Genomic DNA, 17,333 nt, shown 5'->3' with positions numbered 1-17,333 from the left:
AGAGAACGATGGCCATAACAAGAGCCTCCGCCTGAGGCCATCACCCGCTTTGTGTGAGGAGATACCGCGATGACGACGTCCAACTCCGGGGCCCAACCCCAGAACCGTGCGCCTCAATCCATCGGCTTTTTGCTGCTGGACAATTTCACGCTGATTTCCCTGGCGTCCGCGGTAGAACCGCTGCGCATGGCCAACCAGTTGTCCGGTCGCGAGCTGTATCGCTGGACCACCCTCACCGTCGATGGCGGGCAAGTCTGGGCCAGTGACGGCCTGCAGATCACCCCGGACGCCTCGATGCACAAGGCACCACCGCTGGACACCGTCATCGTCTGTGGCGGCATCGGCATCCAGCGCACCGTGACCCGCGAACACGTGTCATGGCTGCAAGGCCAGGCCCGTCAATCCCGACGCCTCGGTGCCGTCTGCACCGGCAGTTGGGCCCTGGCCTGCGCCGGCCTGCTGGACGGTTTCGATTGCAGCGTGCACTGGGAATGCCTGGCCGCGATGCAGGAAGCCTTCCCGCGGGTCTCGATGAGCACCCGGTTGTTCACCCTCGACCGCAACCGTTTCACCAGCTCCGGCGGCACGGCGCCGTTGGACATGATGCTGCACTTGATCAGCCGCGATCACGGTCGCGAACTGTCGGCGGCGATCTCGGAAATGTTCGTCTATGAGCGCATCCGCAACGAGCAGGATCACCAGCGTGTGCCGCTCAAGCACATGCTCGGCACCAACCAGCCGAAGTTGCAGGAAATCGTCGCGCTGATGGAAGCCAATCTCGAAGAGCCGATCGACCTGGATGAACTGGCGGTGTATGTCGCCGTGTCCCGGCGCCAGTTGGAGCGGTTGTTCCAGAAGTACCTGCACTGCTCGCCGTCGCGTTACTACCTCAAGCTGCGGCTGATTCGTGCGCGGCAACTGCTCAAGCAGACGCCGATGTCGATCATCGAAGTGGCGTCGGTGTGTGGCTTCGTCTCCACGCCGCACTTCTCCAAGTGCTACCGCGAATACTTCGGCATTCCACCGCGCGACGAGCGCGTCGGTTCCAACACCACGCAACAGGTGGCGATGATGCCGCTGCCGCAGGCCCTGGTCCTGTCGCCGCTGTCCGGTCCGCTGTCGGCGCTGAGCCAGGCGCGCAACGAGTCGACGTTTGCCAGCGTAAGGCTCTGAGCCGAGGGCTTTTGTGGTGAGGGAGCAAGCTCCCTCGCCACAGGTCAGGCGCTGTGGTTTTGCTGATACTCCGTCAGCGCCGGCAACAGCTGCTTGTCGATGGCCTGGCGCACCGCCGGCAGGATGGTTGCGCTGCTGGTGTACATGTCCTTGACCATCCGTCGCAATTCATTGGCGCGTTCCCTGTCCAGGCCTCGCACGGCGCACTCGCACGCCTGTTCGGCGGTGGCGCCGCTGGGTATCTGGAGCCCCAGGGCCTTGAGCTGGCCCAACAGGTCTTCCTGGTCGATCAAATCGGCGTGCATCATGACGCTTTTTCCTTGTTCCGGGAGTGGGGTCGTGACTCGATTCTGGTAGCCACCCGGAATGGCGGCAAGGGCAAATTGTCGCAATGGCCCGGATGGCTATGAGCGTGTCGTTTTCGGCTAATTGAGCCGGATCGGGACTGGGCACACTGAGCTCCAAGCTGAATCACGATGGTTTGGTCACCCTCGCGCGACGGCTCCTCCAGTAACGCACCTGCCCCGATCCTGTCACGGCTTGATCGGGGATTTTTTTGCCTGTGTGAATCAGGCGTGATGGGGTGTTGGACAGGCCGCATCGCGCGCTAGCGCTGCAACACCCGGATGCGCGACAACAACTCATCCCGGTCCACATAGCAGCCCTGGAAGTGCCGGGCCCCGGTGGCCGGGTCGAACGCGTTGCGGGCGTGGAGGGTGCGACGGTTGTCGAAGCACCAGAGCTGGCCGGGTTCGAGCCGCCGGACCAGGCGCAACCGCGGCTCGCGGGTCAGGGCGATCAAGCGCCGATAGGCGCGGTAAAGGCCGGGCATCTGTTCGGCCGAGGTGTCGAACGGCCCCCGCAGAAAGTTCGCCATACGGATTTCCGCCACGTGCCCGAGGGCATCCAGGGCGATGATCGGTGCCAGGCAGCGGTAGTCGCTGTGGCGGTCCTTGTTGCGAAATTCCACCGGTATGCGGCACAACGCCTCGAAGTCGTCGGGGGCTTCCTGGCGCAGGGCCTCGGCCACCGCAAAACCATCGACGAAGATGCTTTCGCCACCCTGGGCGTCATTGACCAGGCAATGCAGGAACTGCAGGCCCGGTTGCAATTCACGGGTCGGCAGGTCGCTGTGCAGCGGCAGGTTGAAGGCGGTGTAGGCGTTGCTGTCGGCGTCGGCCTTGGATTGCACATTGAACAGCACGCCGAAGTTGCTTTCGCGGATGAACGAGATCCGCTGGGCAAGCCGTTGCAGCGAGCCGGGCTCGGTGGGCACGCCGCGCACCTGGGTCAGGCCGATGTCCCGTACGGCCAGCAACCATTGCAGCAACGCGTCGGCGTCTTCCATCACCGCCTGGTAGTCGAACACCGGCAAGGGCAGGTCGTGTTGCCACAGCCGGCGCTGGGGCTTGCTCGCCAGGCGCTCGGCCCTGGACGGCTCATCGTAGGCGTGGGCGCGCAACCAGCCGGGGTCGAAGCGGCTCTGATGGCCGTCCTGCCAGCCCACGCACAGGCAGCCTTCGTCGTCGAGCCAGGTCGTGTCGGGTGTCAGGTCTTCAGGCACGTCGACGATCTCCAGCACCTGCTCGCGGGTAACACTGTAGACGCATTGGGGGCACGGGCAGTTGTCCCGCAACCACTGATGATGGAATGGGCTGACCCGGCCGTCGGCCCAGGTGATCAGCACCTGATCGGCCAGAGGCTTCACGGTGTCCAGTACGCACACCAGCGGGTAGCTGCGAAAATCGGCAAAAGCGGCGGCGGTTTTCATGACGGCTCCTGTTCGACGTCTAGCGGGCGGGCGGCAAGGCGATGACCCGGCCGATGCAGTCTGGGGGCGGCAGGTCGGATTGTTCATCCAGCAGAGCCCGGAGTTTGCCCAGGGTCTGTTCCGGGAAGGGCGCCGAGCGCGGGCCGGCCAGGTCGACGTGCAATAGCATCTGCTCGTTGCCCGCCAGCGCCTTGTCACCGCCGGCCAGGTGCAGGCTGTGATAGATATGCAGGCGCTTGGCGTCATGGCCGATGATTTGCGTATGCACCTCGACGTTGGCGTCGACCTTCACTTCGTGCAGGTAGTTGAGGTGCAGTTCGAGGGTGAACAGTGAGTGGCCGCTGGCGTCGCGGTTCTGGCTGTCCATGCCGAGCCTGTCCATCAGCACGTCGGTGGCGTAGCTGAAAATCAGCAGGTAGTAGGCATCGCGCAAGTGGCCGTTGTAGTCGACCCATTCGGGGCGGATGTGGGTTTGGTAGGTGGTGAGGGTGGGCATGGCAAAACTCCACAGATGGGGGCAGGTGTACACGTGTGTGGCGAGGGAGCTTGCTCCCGCTGGGGGCGGAGCCCCCCAAACCTGATATCGCGGTGTTTCAGAAACACCGCGTCTGCTGATTGACGACCGCTTCGCGGCCGAGCGGGAGCAAGCTCCCTCGCCACAGGGATCGCGTTCAGTCAGTAAACGCCATCCCATGTTTCGCTTTGGTGGTCTTCACCGCCTCCAGCACCGCCAGCAGGCAGTCATCGCGATAACGTTCCAGTGCCGAGATGCTGTGGTTGCCCAGTTGCGCGCTCGTGCCCTCGACCACGTCGTCGATCAGCTTCTCGGTCAGTTCCGGCGCCGGCAGGTAGGTCCACGGCAGTTGCAGCGCCGGGCCGAACTGGTTCATGAAGTGACGCATCCCGGCGTCGCCGCCAGCCAGGGTGTAGGTTAAAAACGTGCCCATGAACGACCAGCGCAAGCCGGCACCGAAGCGGATGGCATCGTCGATTTCGCCGGTGGTTGCCACGCCGTCGTTGACCAGGTGCAGGGCTTCGCGCCACAGCGCTTCGAGCAGCCGGTCGGCGATGAAGCCGGGCACTTCCTTGCGCACGTGCAGCGGTCGCATGCCCAGGGACGTGTACACCTGTATCGCTGCCTGCACCGCTTCCGGCGCGGTGTTCCGGCCGCCCACCACTTCCACCAGCGGCAGCAGGTAGACCGGGTTGAACGGATGCCCGACCACGCAACGTTCCGGGTGAGTGGCGCCCTCGTAGAACTCGCTGGGCAGCAACCCCGACGTGCTGGAGCCGATCAGCGCGTCGGGCTTGGCGGCGGCGCTGATGCGGCTGTGCAGGTCGAGTTTCAGCTCCAGGCGCTCGGGAGCGCTTTCCTGGATGAAGTCGGCGTCGCGCACGCATTCCTCGACGGTGGCGACAAAGCGCAGCCGATCCTGGGATGCACCCGGCGCAAGGCCTTGTTTCTCCAGCGCACCCCAAGCACTGGCGACGCGCTTGCGCAACGCCGCTTCAGCCCCGGGCGCCGGGTCCCAGGCCACGACGTCCAGCCCGTGGGCCAGGGCTCGGCTGACCCAGCCGCTGCCGATGACTCCGCTGCCCAGGGCGGCGAAGGTTTTGATGTCGGTGATAAAGCTCATGGTGATTTCCTGAAGTTGTTGAGGGCCACCTGTGGGAGCGAGCTTGCTCGCGATGGCTGAATATCAGTCGGCACATCGATAGCTGGTGTACCGCTATCGCGAGCAAGCTCGCTCCCACAGGGTTGTGCATAAGCTCGGGTCAGCCGCGCGGGGTCAGGCCCATCTTCCTGCGGCCCTCGGCCGGGGTCAGGACGCGGGCGCCGAGGCGAGTGAGAATTTCCCCGGCGCGTTCCACCAGTTGACCGTTGGTGGCGAGCACGCCTTTGTCCAGCCAGAGGTTGTCTTCCAGCCCGACCCGCACGTTGCCCCCAGCAGCACGGCTTGGGCGGCCATCGGCATCTGCATGCGGCCGATGCCGAAGCCGGCCCATACGGCGTCCGCCGGCAGGTTGTCGACCATCGCCTTCATGGTGGTGGTGTCGGCGGGCGCCCCCCAGGGAATGCCCAGGCAAAGCTGGAACAGCGGGTTGTCCAGCAGGCCTTCCTTGATCAGTTGCTTGGCGAACCACAGGTGGCCGGTGTCGAAGATTTCCAGCTCGGCCTTGACCCCCAGTTCAGTGATGCGCTTGGCCCCGGCTCGCAGTTGCGCCGGGGTGGAGACGTAAATGGTGTCGCCGTCACCGAAGTTCAGGGTGCCGCAATCGAGCGTGCAGATTTCCGGCAGCAGCTCTTCGACGTGGGCCAAGCGGGTCAGCGGGCCCACCAGGTCGGTGTTGGGGCCGAATTCCATCGGCCGCTCGCCGGCCCCGATCTCCAGGTCGCCGCCCATGCCGGCGGTGAGGTTGACGATGATGTCCACGTCCGCCTCGCGGATGCGCTCCATCACTTCGCGGTACAGCGCCACGTCGCGGCTGAACTTGCCGGTCTGCGGGTCGCGCACGTGGCAATGGACCACCGTGGCGCCGGCCTTGGCCGCCTCGACGGCCGCCTCGGCGATCTGTTTCGGGGTCACCGGTACGTGGGGGCTCTTGGCGGTGGTGTCGCCAGCACCGGTGAGTGCGCAGGTGATGATGACGTCGTGGTTCATGGTGCGGCTTCCTTCAGGCGAGGTGAATCACTGCGCAGGCCGGCGGCGCTGCGCAGAACGATGGCGTGGGTCAGTTGGTGGTCAGTTGCAGGTTGTCGGCGGCCGGTTTGCCATCGAAGGTGGTGACGCCTTCGAGCCAGCGCTGCTTGTCTTGCGGATGGTCCTTGAGCCATTGCCGGGCCGATTCGAGCGGGTCCTTGTGGTCCAGCAGCGGCTGCATCATCCGGCTCTCGTCTTCGGCGGTGAAGGTCAGGTTGCTCAGCAAGCGACTGACGTTCGGGCATTGCTCGGCGTAGTTCGGCGCGGTGACGGTCCACACGGTGGCCATGCCTTCGTTCGGGCCGAGCGCGTCTTCGCTGCCGGTAAGGTAGGTCATCTGCACGTTGACGTTCATCGGGTGCGGCGCCCAGCCGAAGAACACCACGGCTTCCTTGCGCCGTACCGCACGGTCAACGGCGGCGAGCATGCCGGCCTCGCTGGACTCCACCAGTTGGAATTTACCCAGGCCGAACTGGTTCTTGGCGATCATCGCCTTGATCTGGGTGTTGGCACCGGAGCCGGGCTCGATGCCGTAGATCTTGCCGCCCAGCTCTTTTTCAAACCTGGCGATGTCGGCGAACGTCTTCAGGCCCTTGTCGGCCAGGTAGGTCGGCACGGCGAGGGTGGCTCGGGCATCCTTGAGGCTGGGCTGCTCCAGGACTTTCACCTGCTTGGCCTCGACGAACGGGGTGATTGTCTGGGTCATCAGCGGGTTCCAGTAACCCAGGAACAGGTCCAGGCGCTGGTCGCGGATGCCGGCGAAGATAATCTGCTGGGAGGCGCTGGTCTGTTTGGTCTTGTAGCCGAGGCCATCGAGCATCACTTGGGTCAGGGCACTGGTGGCGATGACATCGGTCCAGTTGACCACGCCCAGGCGCACGTTCTGGCATGCAGCAGGCTCGGCGGCAAAGGTGGCTGAGCTGAGCAAAACGGTACCGCTGAGAGCAAGAACGCAGGAGCTGATCAATCGTTTCATGGCGGGTCCTCGGCAGCTTATTGTTATGGGGTCCGGCGTCTGTGCGCCGGTGATGCCACGTTACGTAGCCGGACGCTGCGCAAAGCGCCCTGCGGCGACGTGCTCTTGCACTGCGGCGACCTGTGGCGTATCAAGGTGCCACGCTACCCGCCAACCGAGTGCGCGCCATGTCCCAGGATTTCTACTTTTTGTTGATGCCGGGTTTCTCGGCCATCGGTTTCATTTCGGCCATCGAGCCGCTGCGGGTGGCCAATCGCTTTCGCGGCGGGCTGTACTGCTGGCACGTATTGAGTGTCGATGGCGGGCCGGTGCTGGCGAGCAATGGCATGTCGGTCAACGCCGATGCGGCACTGGAACCCCTGAAGAAAGGCGCAACCCTCTGGGTGGTGGCGGGGTTCGAGCCGCTGAAGTTCTCCACGCCGGCACTGGAGCGCTGGCTGCACCGCCTGGACAAGGACGGCGTGACCCTGGGCGGTATCGACACCGGCAGCGTGGTGCTCGCCGAGGCGGGGTTGCTGGACGGGCATCGGGTGACCTTGCACTGGGAGGCGATCGAGGCGTTCAAGGAGTCTTATCCTCACCTTGGCGTGACCCAGGAACTGTTCGAGATCGACCGCCGCCGCATCACCTGCGCGGGCGGCACCGCTTCGATTGACCTGATGCTCGACCTGATCGGCCAGGCCCACGGTGCGGCACTGGCGATCCAGGTAAGCGAGCAATTCGTGCTCGGTCGCATCCGTCCGCGCAAAGACCACCAGCGCATGGAAATCGCCAGCCGCTACGGCATTCGCAACAAGAAACTGGTGCAGGTCATCGGGGAGATGGAAACCCACAGCGAACCGCCCTTGAGTACCCTGGCGCTGGCGCAATCGATCAGCGTGACGCGACGCCAGCTCGAACGCCTGTTCCGCCTGCACCTGAACGACACCCCGAGCAACTTCTACCTGCGCCTGCGCCTGGAGAAGGCCCGGCAACTGCTGCGCCAGACTGATATGAGCGTGCTGGAAGTGAGCATCGCCTGCGGGTTTGAATCACCGTCGTACTTTACCCGCAGCTACCGGGCCCGGTTCGAACGCTGCCCGCGGGAGGATCGGCGACGGCAGGGGGATGGGCGGGAGGTGGTTTGACAGGTTTTTATACTCAATTATACTCGCGACTATAAATTATACCTGTCGCCATAAATGAGTATAAAACCATGTCCAAGCCCACTGGTTTTGTCTTCCGGCGCCCCGATCTGGCCCGCAGCATTGTCGATGGGCTGGTGGGGACTGGGATTCAGGACTACACCTCTGGCCTGTTCCTGGCGGCGCCTAGACGCACCGGAAAAAGCACCTTCTTGCGTGAAGACTTGATTCCCGAATGCGAAACCCGTGGCTGGCTGGCGGTCTACGTCGATCTATGGGCCAACAAGGAGAAGGACCCTGCCGATCTGATTGCCTCGGCTATCGCTGCGGCATTGGTGTCTTATGAAAAGGGTATCCGTAAGCTTGCCAAGTCCATGGGCATCGACAAACTCAGTTTCTTGCGCACGCTGTCCTGGGATTTCAGCCGGCCGCAACTGCCTGACGGCGCAACGCTGACCCAGGCGCTGGAGTTGTTGCATCGTGCTGCTGGTAAAACCGTGGTGTTGGTGATCGACGAAGCCCAACACGCGCTGACCACCGAAGCCGGGGTCAATGCGATGTTCGCGCTCAAGGCCGCCCGTGACCAGCTCAACCAGGGCCGTGAGGATGATGCCAGTGGCCTTCGCCTGGTGTTTACGGGGTCCAATCGAGACAAACTGGCTCATCTGGTACTCAGCCGCAATCAGCCTTTCTACGGCTCCGGTATCACGTCTTTCCCATTGTTGGGCAAGGAGTTCACCAAGGCCTACGCTGCCCATTTGAACGCGCATCTGGCCCAGACCAACCAATTCAATGCCGACGAGCTCGATCAAGCGTTTGAGTTGGTCGGACGTCGCCCTGAAATGTTGCGTGCCGTCATCGGCGAGATTGCCTTGGAGTTGGGTGAGGCGAGCCATTTGGGCGAGTTGCTGCGCAACAGCGCCGAAATGCTGCGTGCCGGTGTCTGGACCGAGTTTGAAAGCGCCTGGAACGCCCTGACGGTGCCCCAACGCGCCGTTCTCCAGGTCATGGCCGAGCGCTCGCAAAACAACGAACCCTTTGCGCCCTTTACGGATGCGACGCTGGAGGCCGTGGGCAAGGTGCTTGCGAGTATGGGAAGCGAGGTCGTGCCAGGCACCCAGACCATCCAATCCTGCATCGACGCGCTTCGTGAAAAGGAATTGGTATGGAAGTCCAATCGCGGTGGCTACGCATTGGAGGACAAAGCGTTTGCCGATTGGTTGAAGGGGTATCGCAAGCGGCAGTGAACCTGCATGTACCTAGGGTGCGCATTGTGGCGAGGGAGCTTGCTCCCGCCGTGGCGCGAAGCGGCCCTGTTTTTTTGGCCAGCCGCGCAGTCCAGCGGGAGCAAGCTCCCTCGCCACAGGGCAGGCATTTCGTCAGGTGGATCGGGGTTACTTCTTCATCAGCGCCGCGCACGCCGCCTTATAGGCTTCATGCTGATACTTGTTCAGCGTCGCCGGCAAAGCGAAGTCATGCTTCTTGCTCTGCGCATTGATGGTCTGCGGCGACAGCAGCGTCACGTCGCAACCGTCCAGCAACTGGAAGACCCCTTCGATCTTGAACGTCGTCGGGCCGCCGGCGAACTCGCCTTTCTTGCTGCGCTTCTTGATGGCGATGCGTTCGATAGCGTTTTCGGCGACGAATGCCCGTACCTGCGCGGCGAAGGCCTTGACGTTGGCGGCTTCGTCATCGTCGTCCAGGGCGATTTTCTTGGTATTCAGGGCAATGTGGGTCAACGCCTGTTGATCCAGCGAGGCAACGGCGATGATCGCTTCGCTGCCTTTGATTTCGATGCCGCAGGTTTTCATGTCGATCCTTTTGAGCGAGGGGGTGTACAGCTTACAGCGCCAATTCCACGCGGGCCTTTCAGTCCTGCCCAATCGACTCCAGAAACTCCGACCGATCGTCGCTCACCTGGGCCATGCAGTCGTTTTCGGCAATCTTGTAGGCTTCGCTGCCGGGTTTGGCCGGGAAGGCGGCGATGGCGCAGTCGGCGTCCCGCTGTTTTTGCCACAGTTGCTGGGCGGCCTTGATCTTGGCGGTGATGTCGCTCAGTTGGGCCTTGTCGCTGGCGTAGCGGGTTTGCAGGCGCTCGTTGAGGCTCTGCAGGTTTTCGCTCAGCAACTGTTCGGCGGCGTTTTTGCCATAGGCCGAGCAGGCGAGGGTCTGGACGTCGTTTTCGACGGCATCGCAGGGGTTCTGTTCGGTGTCTTCAGCCGCGTGGGCGGCGGTGCTGATCAGTGCCAAAGCCAGGAAGATTGATTTCATTGCGTTGCCGCTCGAGTCCGGTGAAAGCCAGTGATGCCGCGGATTCTGGCGCAAGCGTCGGCTAAAGAACAGACGGGCAGGGTGGGCCTGCCGCGGCCCAATGTCGGTGATTGACGCTTTCGGCAATTCCCCTGTCGTTTTTGCACCCGGTCGCCGCGGCCCTCAGGCATATGCTGGCCCCAAAGCGCCGGCACACGATTCGGCGCATGAATCGCTGACAAAAAGGGGACTGCCTGATGAGCCCAGCCGAATTGCACGCCGACAGCATCGTTATCGACGGGCTGATCATTGCCAAGTGGAACCGCGACCTGTTCGAAGACATGCGCAAGGGCGGCCTGACCGCAGCCAACTGCACCGTGTCGGTGTGGGAAGGTTTCCAGGCCACCGTCAACAACATCGTCGCCAGCCAGAAACTGATCCGCGAGAACAGCGACCTGGTGATCCCGGTGAAGACCACCGCCGACATCCGTCGCGCCAAGGAACAGGGCAAGACCGGCATCATCTTCGGTTTCCAGAACGCCCACGCCTTCGAAGACCAGCTCGGCTATGTCGAGATCTTCAAGCAGCTCGGCGTCGGTGTGGTACAGATGTGCTACAACACCCAGAACCTGGTGGGCACCGGCTGCTACGAGCGTGACGGCGGCCTGTCGGGCTTCGGTCGCGAGATCGTGGCCGAGATGAACCGGGTGGGCGTCATGTGCGACCTGTCCCACGTCGGTTCCAAGACGTCCGAGGAAGTCATCCTCGAATCGAAGAAGCCGGTCTGCTACTCCCACTGCCTGCCGTCCGGCCTCAAAGAGCACCCGCGCAACAAGTCCGATGAAGAGCTGAAGTTCATCGCCGACCACGGTGGCTTCGTGGGCGTGACCATGTTCGCGCCGTTCCTGGCCAAGGGCATCGACTCGACCATCGACGACTATGCCGAAGCCATCGAATACACCATGAACATCGTCGGTGAAGACGCCATCGGCATCGGCACCGACTTCACCCAGGGCCATGACCAGGCGTTCTTCGAGATGCTGACCCACGACAAGGGCTACGCCCGTCGTCTGACCAGCTTCGGCAAGATCATCAACCCCCTGGGCATCCGCACCGTGGGCGAGTTCCCGAACCTCACCGAGACGCTGCTCAAGCGCGGTCACTCCGAGCGGGTGGTGCGCAAAATCATGGGCGAGAACTGGGTGAACGTCCTGAAAGACGTCTGGGGCGAGTGAATACCTCTGGAGCCTACTCCGCTCGCCGATAGCTGCGTCAGGTCCTCGCGCCAAGCTCGCCGTACATGCGTACTGTCTCGCTTGTCGCTCCGGTCCCTCCTTGCTCTCGACGTGCTCGCTACGGCTCCAAAGGCATTCACGCAGCTTTTTATAAGAGCAAAAGCAAACGCTTCGCTCAGTAATGATCACGAATTTCCGGAGTCAAGTTTCAATGGCCAAAATCGCCCCCCAACTGCCTATCGAAGTCGACAGCGAAACCGGTGTCTGGACCTCCGACGCCCTGCCGATGCTCTACGTGCCGCGTCACTTTTTCGTCAACAACCACATGGGGATCGAGGAAGTGCTGGGCGCCGACGCCTACGCCGAGATTCTCTACAAGGCTGGCTACAAGTCCGCCTGGCACTGGTGTGAGAAAGAAGCCGAATGCCACGGCCTGGAAGGCGTCGCGGTGTTCGAGCACTACATGAAGCGCCTGTCGCAGCGCGGCTGGGGCCTGTTCAAGATCCAGGACATCGACCTCGACAAAGGCACGGCCAGCGTCAAGCTCGAACACTCGGCGTTCGTCTATGTGTACGGCAAGGTCGGGCGCAAGGTCGACTACATGTTCACTGGCTGGTTCGCCGGTGCCATGGACCAGATCCTCGCCGCGCGTGGCAGTTCGATCCGCACCGTGGCCGAGCAGGTCTACGGCGGTTCCGAAGAAGGCCACGACGACGGCCTGTTCATCGTCAAGCCGTTGTAAGTCGAGGATTGCGCCATGGCTTTTGAAGCAATGTTCCAGCCGATCCAGATCGGCAAGCTGACCATCCGCAACCGCGTGCTCAGCACCGCTCACGCCGAGGTCTACGCCACCGACGGCGGGATGACCACCGACCGGTACGTGAAGTATTACGAAGAGAAGGCCAAGGGCGGCATCGGCCTGGCGATCTGCGGTGGCTCCTCGGTGGTGGCCATCGACAGCCCGCAGGAATGGTGGAGCTCGGTGAACCTGTCCACCGACCGCATCATCCCGCACTTCCAGAACCTGGCCGACGCCATGCACAAGCATGGCGCCAAGATCATGATCCAGATTACCCACATGGGCCGTCGCTCGCGTTGGGACGGCTTCAACTGGCCGACCCTGATGTCGCCGTCCGGCGTGCGTGAGCCGGTGCACCGTGCTACCTGCAAGACCATCGAGCCGGAGGAAATCTGGCGGGTGATCGGCAACTACGCCCAGGCGGCGCGCCGGGCCAAGGCCGGTGGCCTGGACGGTGTCGAGCTGTCGGCCGTGCACCAGCACATGATCGACCAATTCTGGAGCCCGCGGGTCAACAAGCGTACCGACGAGTGGGGCGGCAGCTTCGAAGGCCGGATGAAATTCGGCCTGGAAGTACTCAAGGCCGTGCGCGCCGAAGTGGGCGACGACTTCTGCGTGGGCATGCGCCTGTGCGGTGACGAGTTCCACCCGGACGGCCTGTCCCACGAGGACATGAAGCAGATCGCCAAGTACTACGACGACACCGGCATGCTGGACTTCATCGGCGTCGTGGGCTCGGGTTGCGACACCCACAACACTCTGGCCAACGTTATCCCGAACATGAGTTATCCACCGGAGCCGTTCCTGCACCTGGCCGCCGGTATCAAGGAAGTGGTCAAGGTCCCGGTGCTGCACGCGCAGAACATCAAGGACCCGAACCAGGCCACGCGGATCCTGGAGGGCGGCTACGTCGACATGGTCGGCATGACCCGTGCCCACATCGCCGACCCGCACCTGATCGCCAAGATCAAGATGGGCCAGGTCGACCAGATCAAGCAGTGCGTCGGCGCCAACTATTGCATCGACCGCCAGTACCAGGGCCTGGACGTGCTGTGCATCCAGAACGCCGCGACGTCCCGTGAATACATGGGCGTGCCGCACATCATCGAGAAGTCCACCGGGCCGAAACGCAAGGTGGTGGTGGTCGGTGCAGGCCCCGCGGGCATGGAAGCGGCGCGCGTGGCGGCCGAGCGTGGCCATGACGTGACCCTGTTCGAGAAGAAGGAATTCATCGGCGGGCAGATCACCACCGCCTCGAAAGCCCCGCAGCGGGACCAGATCGCCGGTATCACCCGCTGGTTCCAACTGGAGCTGGCGCGGCTGAAAGTCGACCTGCGCCTGGGCGTGGCGGCTGACGCGGCGACCATCATGGACCTGCGTCCGGACGTGGTGGTGCTGGCCGTCGGCGGGCATCCGAACGTGGAGCAGAACGAGCACTGGGGCGCCGCCGAAGGGCTGGTGGTCAGCAGCTGGGACGTGCTCGACGGCAAGGTCGCGCCGGGCAAGAACGTGTTGGTCTACGACACCATCTGCGAATTCACCGGCATGTCGGTGGCCGACTTCCTCGCCGACAAGGGCAGCCAGGTCGAGATCGTCACCGATGACATCAAGCCGGGCGTGGCCATTGGCGGGACGTCGTTCCCCACCTACTACCGCAGCATGTACCCCAAGGAAGTGATCATGACCGGGGACATGATGCTCGAGAAGGTCTACCGCGAAGGCGACAAGCTGGTGGCGGTGCTGGAGAACGAATACACCGGTGCCAAGGAAGAGCGCGTGGTGGACCAGGTGGTGGTGGAGAACGGCGTGCGGCCGGACGAAGAAATCTACTACGCGCTGAAGGAAGGTTCGCGCAACAAGGGCCAGATCGACGTCGAAGCCCTGTTCGCGATCAAGCCCCAGCCGTGCCTGGAACACAGCGGCGATGGCTATCTGCTGTTCCGTATCGGCGACTGCGTGGCCCAGCGTAATACACACGCCGCCATCTACGACGCGCTTCGGCTCTGTAAGGATTTTTGACGGCGCAGCTGCAAGCGGCAAGCTACAAGCTACAAGTAAAAGCACGGCCTCCGCTGCTCTTCCTTGCAGCTTGCAGCTCGCAGCTCGCACCTCGCAGAGGTGACTCTGATGCTAAACACCCTTCTTCCCATCCTGCTGTTCGCAGCCCTGGGCCTGGCGGTCCTTGGCGCCTTGCGGCGGGTGAACATGTGGCGCCGGGGACGACCGTCCAGGGTTGACCTGATCGGCGGTCTCTTCGCCATGCCCAAGCGCTACATGGTGGACTTGCACCACGTGGTGGCGCGGGACAAATACATCGCCAACACCCACGTCGCCACGGCCGGTGGTGCGGTGGCGTCGATCGTGCTGGCGATCCTGGTGCACGGCTTCGGCCTGCATAACCGTTTCCTGGGCTATGCGCTGCTGTTGATGACGGCAGTGATGTTCGTCGGCGCGATCTTCGTCTACCTGCGTCGTCGCAACCCGCCGGCACGGCTGTCGAAAGGCCCGTGGATGCGCCTGCCGAAGAGCCTGCTGGCATTCTCGGTGTCGTTCTTCCTGGTGACCCTGCCGGTGGCGGGCATCCTGCCGGAAAACTTCGGCGGCTGGGTACTGGCGGCGATCCTCGGGCTCGGTGTGTTGTGGGGCGTCTCGGAGCTGTTCTTCGGCATGACCTGGGGCGGCCCAATGAAGCACGCCTTCGCCGGTGCCCTGCACCTGGCCTGGCACCGTCGCGCCGAACGCTTTGGCGGCGGTCGTTCCACCGGCCTGAAACCGCTGGACTTGACTGACCCGGCGGCACCGTTGGGGGTGGAAAAGCCCAAGGACTTCACTTGGAACCAGTTGCTTGGCTTCGACGCCTGCGTGCAGTGCGGTAAATGCGAAGCCGCGTGCCCGGCCTTTGCCGCCGGCCAGCCGCTGAACCCGAAAAAACTCATCCAGGACATGGTCGTTGGCCTGGCCGGCGGCACCGATGCGAAGTTCGCCGGCAGCCCGTATCCCGGCAAGCCGGTGGGTGAGCACGGCGGTAATCCGCACCAGCCGATCGTCAATGGCCTGGTGGACGCCGAGACGCTGTGGTCGTGCACCACCTGCCGTGCCTGCGTCGAGGAATGCCCGATGATGATCGAGCACGTCGATGCCATCGTCGACATGCGCCGGCACCTGACCCTGGAAAAAGGCGCCACCCCGAACAAGGGCGCCGAGGTGCTGGAAAACCTCATCGCCACCGACAACCCTGGCGGCTTCGCCCCGGGCGGGCGGATGAACTGGGCGGCGGACTTGAACCTGAACCTGCTCAGCGAGAAGAAATCCACCGACGTGCTCTTCTGGGTCGGCGACGGCGCCTTCGACATGCGCAACCAGCGCACCCTGCGTGCGTTCGTCAAAGTGCTCAAGGCGGCGAAGATCGATTTTGCCGTGCTCGGCCTCGAAGAACGCGACAGCGGTGACGTGGCCCGGCGCCTGGGTGACGAGGCGACGTTCCAGTTGTTGGCCAAGCGCAACATCCAGACCCTGGCCAAATACAGCTTCAACCGCATCGTCACTTGCGACCCTCACAGCTTCCACGTGCTGAAAAACGAGTACGGTGCCTTCGATGGCAACTACCTGGTGCAGCACCACAGCACTTACCTGGCGGAGATCATCGGCGCTGGCGCCCTCAATCTCGGCCAGCACAAGGGTGACAGCGTGACGTACCACGACCCGTGCTACCTGGGTCGCTACAACGGCGAGTACGAGGCCCCCGCCAGGTGCTGCGCGCACTGGGCATCGAGGTCAAGGAAATGCAGCGTTCGGGTTTCCGTTCGCGCTGCTGCGGCGGTGGCGGCGGTGCGCCGATCACCGACATCCCGGGCAAGCAGCGGATCCCTGACATGCGCATGGAAGACATCCGCGAAACCGGTGCCGAGCTGGTGGCGGTGGGTTGTCCACAGTGCACGGCGATGCTGGAAGGCGTGGTCGAGCCGCGGCCGATGATTAAGGACATCGCCGAACTGGTGGCCGATGCCCTGCTTGAAGACGTGGCGTCGGGTAAAACCGCGGCCCCGGCCAAACGTGAACCTGCGGAGGTGCATTAATGAGCGACATCATCCGCCGCGACCCTCGCGCCGAGTGGATCGCCCGCAACCGCCTGCACCCGCTGCACGCGGCCATGCAGCCGGTGCAACACAGCTGGATGGGCCCTAACGGGATCATCCGCAAGCATGTCCACGGCGTGGGTTTCATTGGCCCCAACGGCATCAAGCGTATCGACCGCAGCGGTGCCCAGCAGGGCGGCGCGACCAAGCGCGCCGCGGCCACTGAAGTGCAATTGCCGCTGCATCAGGTGGCGCAGCCGGCGTTCTACATCAGCGTGGTGCCGGACATGGTCGGGGGGCGTCTCAGCGCCCACGACCGGGACTTGCTCGGCCTGGCCCATCAACTGGCCGGCAGCGACGGCGCGGTGCTGGCGGTGGTCTTTGGCGAGCACAAGGAAACCACCTTCGCCACGGCGGGCGTCGACCGCTTGCTGGTGCTCGAAGGCGAGGCCTTCAATGGTTATGCACCGGAACAACGGGTGCAGGGCCTGCGGGCTGTGGATAACCAATTCAGCCCTCGTCACTGGTTGCTGCCGGACAGCCGCAGTGGCGGTGGCGAACTGGGCCGGCGCTTTGCCGCCGTGCTGGGTGAGCGCCCGGCCACGCGGGTCTGGCAGGTCAAAGGCGAGGAGTGCATCGGCCGCGCCGGTGCCGGCCTGCAAGACCTGGCTCGACCCTTGGCGCGCTTGATCCTGGCCGCCGCCGAATGCGCCGAACCGGTCAGCGAAACCCGTCATGAAGCGCTGCCGGTGGAGTTATCCACAAGCGTGGCCCGCAGCCTGTCGCGCATCGAAGACCTGGGCGCGGTGGCAGTGGACCCGGGGGCGATTCCGATGGCCGAAGCCGAATTCATTTTCTCCGGCGGCAACGGGGTCAAGGACTGGGCGCTTTTCCACCAGACCGCGGCGGCCCTGGGCGCCACCGAGGGGGCTTCGCGGGTGGCAGTGGACGATGGCTTCATGGCGCGGGACCGCCAGGTGGGCGCCAGTGGCACCTGGGTCACCGCGCGGGTCTATGTGGCCGTGGGAATTTCCGGGGCGATCCAGCACCTGCAAGGCATCGGTGCCTGCGACAAGGTGGTAGCGATCAACCTCGACCCGGGCTGCGACATGATCAAGCGGGCGGACCTGTCGGTGATTGGTGACAGCGCGGCGATTCTCAAGGCCCTGATCGCGGCGGTAGAGGCCTACCGCAACGAAGCCAGGCGCGATGCGGCTTAAGCTAAGG

14 protein-coding genes and 2 pseudogenes are annotated in these 17,333 nt (G+C 63.6%); 8 read left to right on the top strand and 8 right to left on the bottom strand.

Annotation, left to right across the window (positions count from 1 at the left end; all coding sequences use genetic code 11):
- Nucleotides 1-69: 69 nt before the first annotated feature.
- On the top strand, nucleotides 70-1,173 hold the full coding sequence (locus tag KI241_RS25215; protein WP_042731607.1) for a GlxA family transcriptional regulator: 1,104 nt from the start codon (nucleotides 70-72) through the stop codon (nucleotides 1,171-1,173).
- A 44-nt stretch (nucleotides 1,174-1,217) separates the two neighbouring features.
- Here KI241_RS25215 and KI241_RS25210 read toward each other — a convergent pair whose 3' ends face one another.
- The 6 genes and pseudogenes from KI241_RS25210 to KI241_RS25185 form a co-directional block, all read right to left on the bottom strand.
- The gene (locus KI241_RS25210; RefSeq protein WP_042731608.1) at nucleotides 1,218-1,481 is read right to left on the bottom strand and encodes a hypothetical protein; all 264 of its coding nucleotides are present in this window, start codon (nucleotides 1,479-1,481) and stop codon (nucleotides 1,218-1,220) included.
- A 299-nt stretch (nucleotides 1,482-1,780) separates the two neighbouring features.
- Entirely contained in the window at nucleotides 1,781-2,944 is a 1,164-nt protein-coding gene (locus tag KI241_RS25205) for a gamma-butyrobetaine dioxygenase (RefSeq protein WP_212803116.1), read from the bottom strand.
- Between the two features lie 19 nt (nucleotides 2,945-2,963).
- Nucleotides 2,964-3,440, bottom strand: coding sequence for a thioesterase family protein (locus tag KI241_RS25200; RefSeq protein WP_042731610.1), 477 nt, complete (start codon nucleotides 3,438-3,440; stop codon nucleotides 2,964-2,966).
- A gap of 175 nt (nucleotides 3,441-3,615) precedes the next feature.
- Nucleotides 3,616-4,581 (bottom strand): L-carnitine dehydrogenase, encoded by a 966-nt coding sequence (locus KI241_RS25195; RefSeq protein WP_212803115.1) that lies wholly within the window; start codon nucleotides 4,579-4,581, stop codon nucleotides 3,616-3,618.
- Between the two features lie 139 nt (nucleotides 4,582-4,720).
- Nucleotides 4,721-5,607 (bottom strand): annotated as a pseudogene (locus tag KI241_RS25190) (3-keto-5-aminohexanoate cleavage protein).
- 70 nt (nucleotides 5,608-5,677) lie between these two features.
- Nucleotides 5,678-6,622 (bottom strand): choline ABC transporter substrate-binding protein, encoded by a 945-nt coding sequence (locus tag KI241_RS25185; protein ID WP_042732674.1) that lies wholly within the window; start codon nucleotides 6,620-6,622, stop codon nucleotides 5,678-5,680.
- Between the two features lie 167 nt (nucleotides 6,623-6,789).
- Here KI241_RS25185 and KI241_RS25180 point away from each other — a divergent pair, with 167 nt between their 5' ends.
- Both KI241_RS25180 and KI241_RS25175 read left to right on the top strand, forming a co-directional pair.
- Complete coding sequence (locus tag KI241_RS25180) at nucleotides 6,790-7,749, top strand: GlxA family transcriptional regulator (RefSeq protein WP_212803114.1); 960 nt, start codon at nucleotides 6,790-6,792, stop codon at nucleotides 7,747-7,749.
- A gap of 68 nt (nucleotides 7,750-7,817) precedes the next feature.
- Complete coding sequence (locus KI241_RS25175; protein WP_212803113.1) at nucleotides 7,818-8,993, top strand: AAA family ATPase; 1,176 nt, start codon at nucleotides 7,818-7,820, stop codon at nucleotides 8,991-8,993.
- A 147-nt stretch (nucleotides 8,994-9,140) separates the two neighbouring features.
- Here KI241_RS25175 and KI241_RS25170 read toward each other — a convergent pair whose 3' ends face one another.
- On the bottom strand, nucleotides 9,141-9,557 hold the full coding sequence (locus KI241_RS25170; protein ID WP_047735901.1) for a DUF3010 family protein: 417 nt from the start codon (nucleotides 9,555-9,557) through the stop codon (nucleotides 9,141-9,143).
- A 58-nt stretch (nucleotides 9,558-9,615) separates the two neighbouring features.
- Nucleotides 9,616-10,017: a lysozyme inhibitor LprI family protein gene (locus tag KI241_RS25165; RefSeq protein ID WP_042732527.1), complete on the bottom strand. Its 402-nt coding sequence runs from the start codon at nucleotides 10,015-10,017 to the stop codon at nucleotides 9,616-9,618.
- Nucleotides 10,018-10,253: 236 nt separating this feature from the next.
- Between KI241_RS25165 and KI241_RS25160 the strand changes: the two genes are divergently transcribed.
- The 5 genes and pseudogenes from KI241_RS25160 to KI241_RS25140 all read left to right on the top strand — a co-directional run bounded on the left by KI241_RS25160 (nucleotide 10,254) and on the right by KI241_RS25140 (nucleotide 17,326).
- On the top strand, nucleotides 10,254-11,231 hold the full coding sequence (locus tag KI241_RS25160) for a dipeptidase (protein ID WP_042732528.1): 978 nt from the start codon (nucleotides 10,254-10,256) through the stop codon (nucleotides 11,229-11,231).
- 211 nt (nucleotides 11,232-11,442) lie between these two features.
- Nucleotides 11,443-11,973, top strand: coding sequence for a DUF5943 domain-containing protein (locus KI241_RS25155; protein WP_030139308.1), 531 nt, complete (start codon nucleotides 11,443-11,445; stop codon nucleotides 11,971-11,973).
- Between the two features lie 15 nt (nucleotides 11,974-11,988).
- Nucleotides 11,989-14,049, top strand: coding sequence for a dimethylglycine demethylation protein DgcA (gene dgcA, locus KI241_RS25150; protein WP_212803112.1), 2,061 nt, complete (start codon nucleotides 11,989-11,991; stop codon nucleotides 14,047-14,049).
- 108 nt (nucleotides 14,050-14,157) lie between these two features.
- Nucleotides 14,158-16,106, top strand: a pseudogene (dgcB, locus tag KI241_RS25145) (dimethylglycine demethylation protein DgcB).
- On the top strand, nucleotides 16,106-17,326 hold the full coding sequence (locus KI241_RS25140) for an electron transfer flavoprotein subunit alpha/FixB family protein (protein ID WP_212803111.1): 1,221 nt from the start codon (nucleotides 16,106-16,108) through the stop codon (nucleotides 17,324-17,326). The pseudogene dgcB and the gene KI241_RS25140 overlap by 1 nt, the downstream one beginning before the upstream one ends.
- Nucleotides 17,327-17,333: the final 7 nt, after the last annotated feature.

It is taken from the genome of Pseudomonas sp. Cab53 (assembly GCF_018325965.1).
Classification (GTDB): domain Bacteria; phylum Pseudomonadota; class Gammaproteobacteria; order Pseudomonadales; family Pseudomonadaceae; genus Aquipseudomonas; species Aquipseudomonas chlororaphis_E.
This window is presented reverse-complemented; position numbering and strand designations above follow the sequence as displayed.

Bases quoted from the DNA above. Each gene is read 5' to 3' on its own strand.
- KI241_RS25215 (WP_042731607.1), top strand. From the start codon at position 70: ATGACGACGTCCAACTCCGGGGCCCAACCCCAGAACCGTGCGCCTCAA.
- KI241_RS25210 (WP_042731608.1), bottom strand. From the start codon at position 1,481: ATGATGCACGCCGATTTGATCGACCAGGAAGACCTGTTGGGCCAGCTC.
- KI241_RS25205 (WP_212803116.1), bottom strand. From the start codon at position 2,944: ATGAAAACCGCCGCCGCTTTTGCCGATTTTCGCAGCTACCCGCTGGTG.
- KI241_RS25200 (WP_042731610.1), bottom strand. From the start codon at position 3,440: ATGCCCACCCTCACCACCTACCAAACCCACATCCGCCCCGAATGGGTC.
- KI241_RS25195 (WP_212803115.1), bottom strand. From the start codon at position 4,581: ATGAGCTTTATCACCGACATCAAAACCTTCGCCGCCCTGGGCAGCGGA.
- KI241_RS25185 (WP_042732674.1), bottom strand. From the start codon at position 6,622: ATGAAACGATTGATCAGCTCCTGCGTTCTTGCTCTCAGCGGTACCGTT.
- KI241_RS25180 (WP_212803114.1), top strand. From the start codon at position 6,790: ATGTCCCAGGATTTCTACTTTTTGTTGATGCCGGGTTTCTCGGCCATC.
- KI241_RS25175 (WP_212803113.1), top strand. From the start codon at position 7,818: ATGTCCAAGCCCACTGGTTTTGTCTTCCGGCGCCCCGATCTGGCCCGC.
- KI241_RS25170 (WP_047735901.1), bottom strand. From the start codon at position 9,557: ATGAAAACCTGCGGCATCGAAATCAAAGGCAGCGAAGCGATCATCGCC.
- KI241_RS25165 (WP_042732527.1), bottom strand. From the start codon at position 10,017: ATGAAATCAATCTTCCTGGCTTTGGCACTGATCAGCACCGCCGCCCAC.
- KI241_RS25160 (WP_042732528.1), top strand. From the start codon at position 10,254: ATGAGCCCAGCCGAATTGCACGCCGACAGCATCGTTATCGACGGGCTG.
- KI241_RS25155 (WP_030139308.1), top strand. From the start codon at position 11,443: ATGGCCAAAATCGCCCCCCAACTGCCTATCGAAGTCGACAGCGAAACC.
- dgcA (WP_212803112.1), top strand. From the start codon at position 11,989: ATGGCTTTTGAAGCAATGTTCCAGCCGATCCAGATCGGCAAGCTGACC.
- KI241_RS25140 (WP_212803111.1), top strand. From the start codon at position 16,106: ATGAGCGACATCATCCGCCGCGACCCTCGCGCCGAGTGGATCGCCCGC.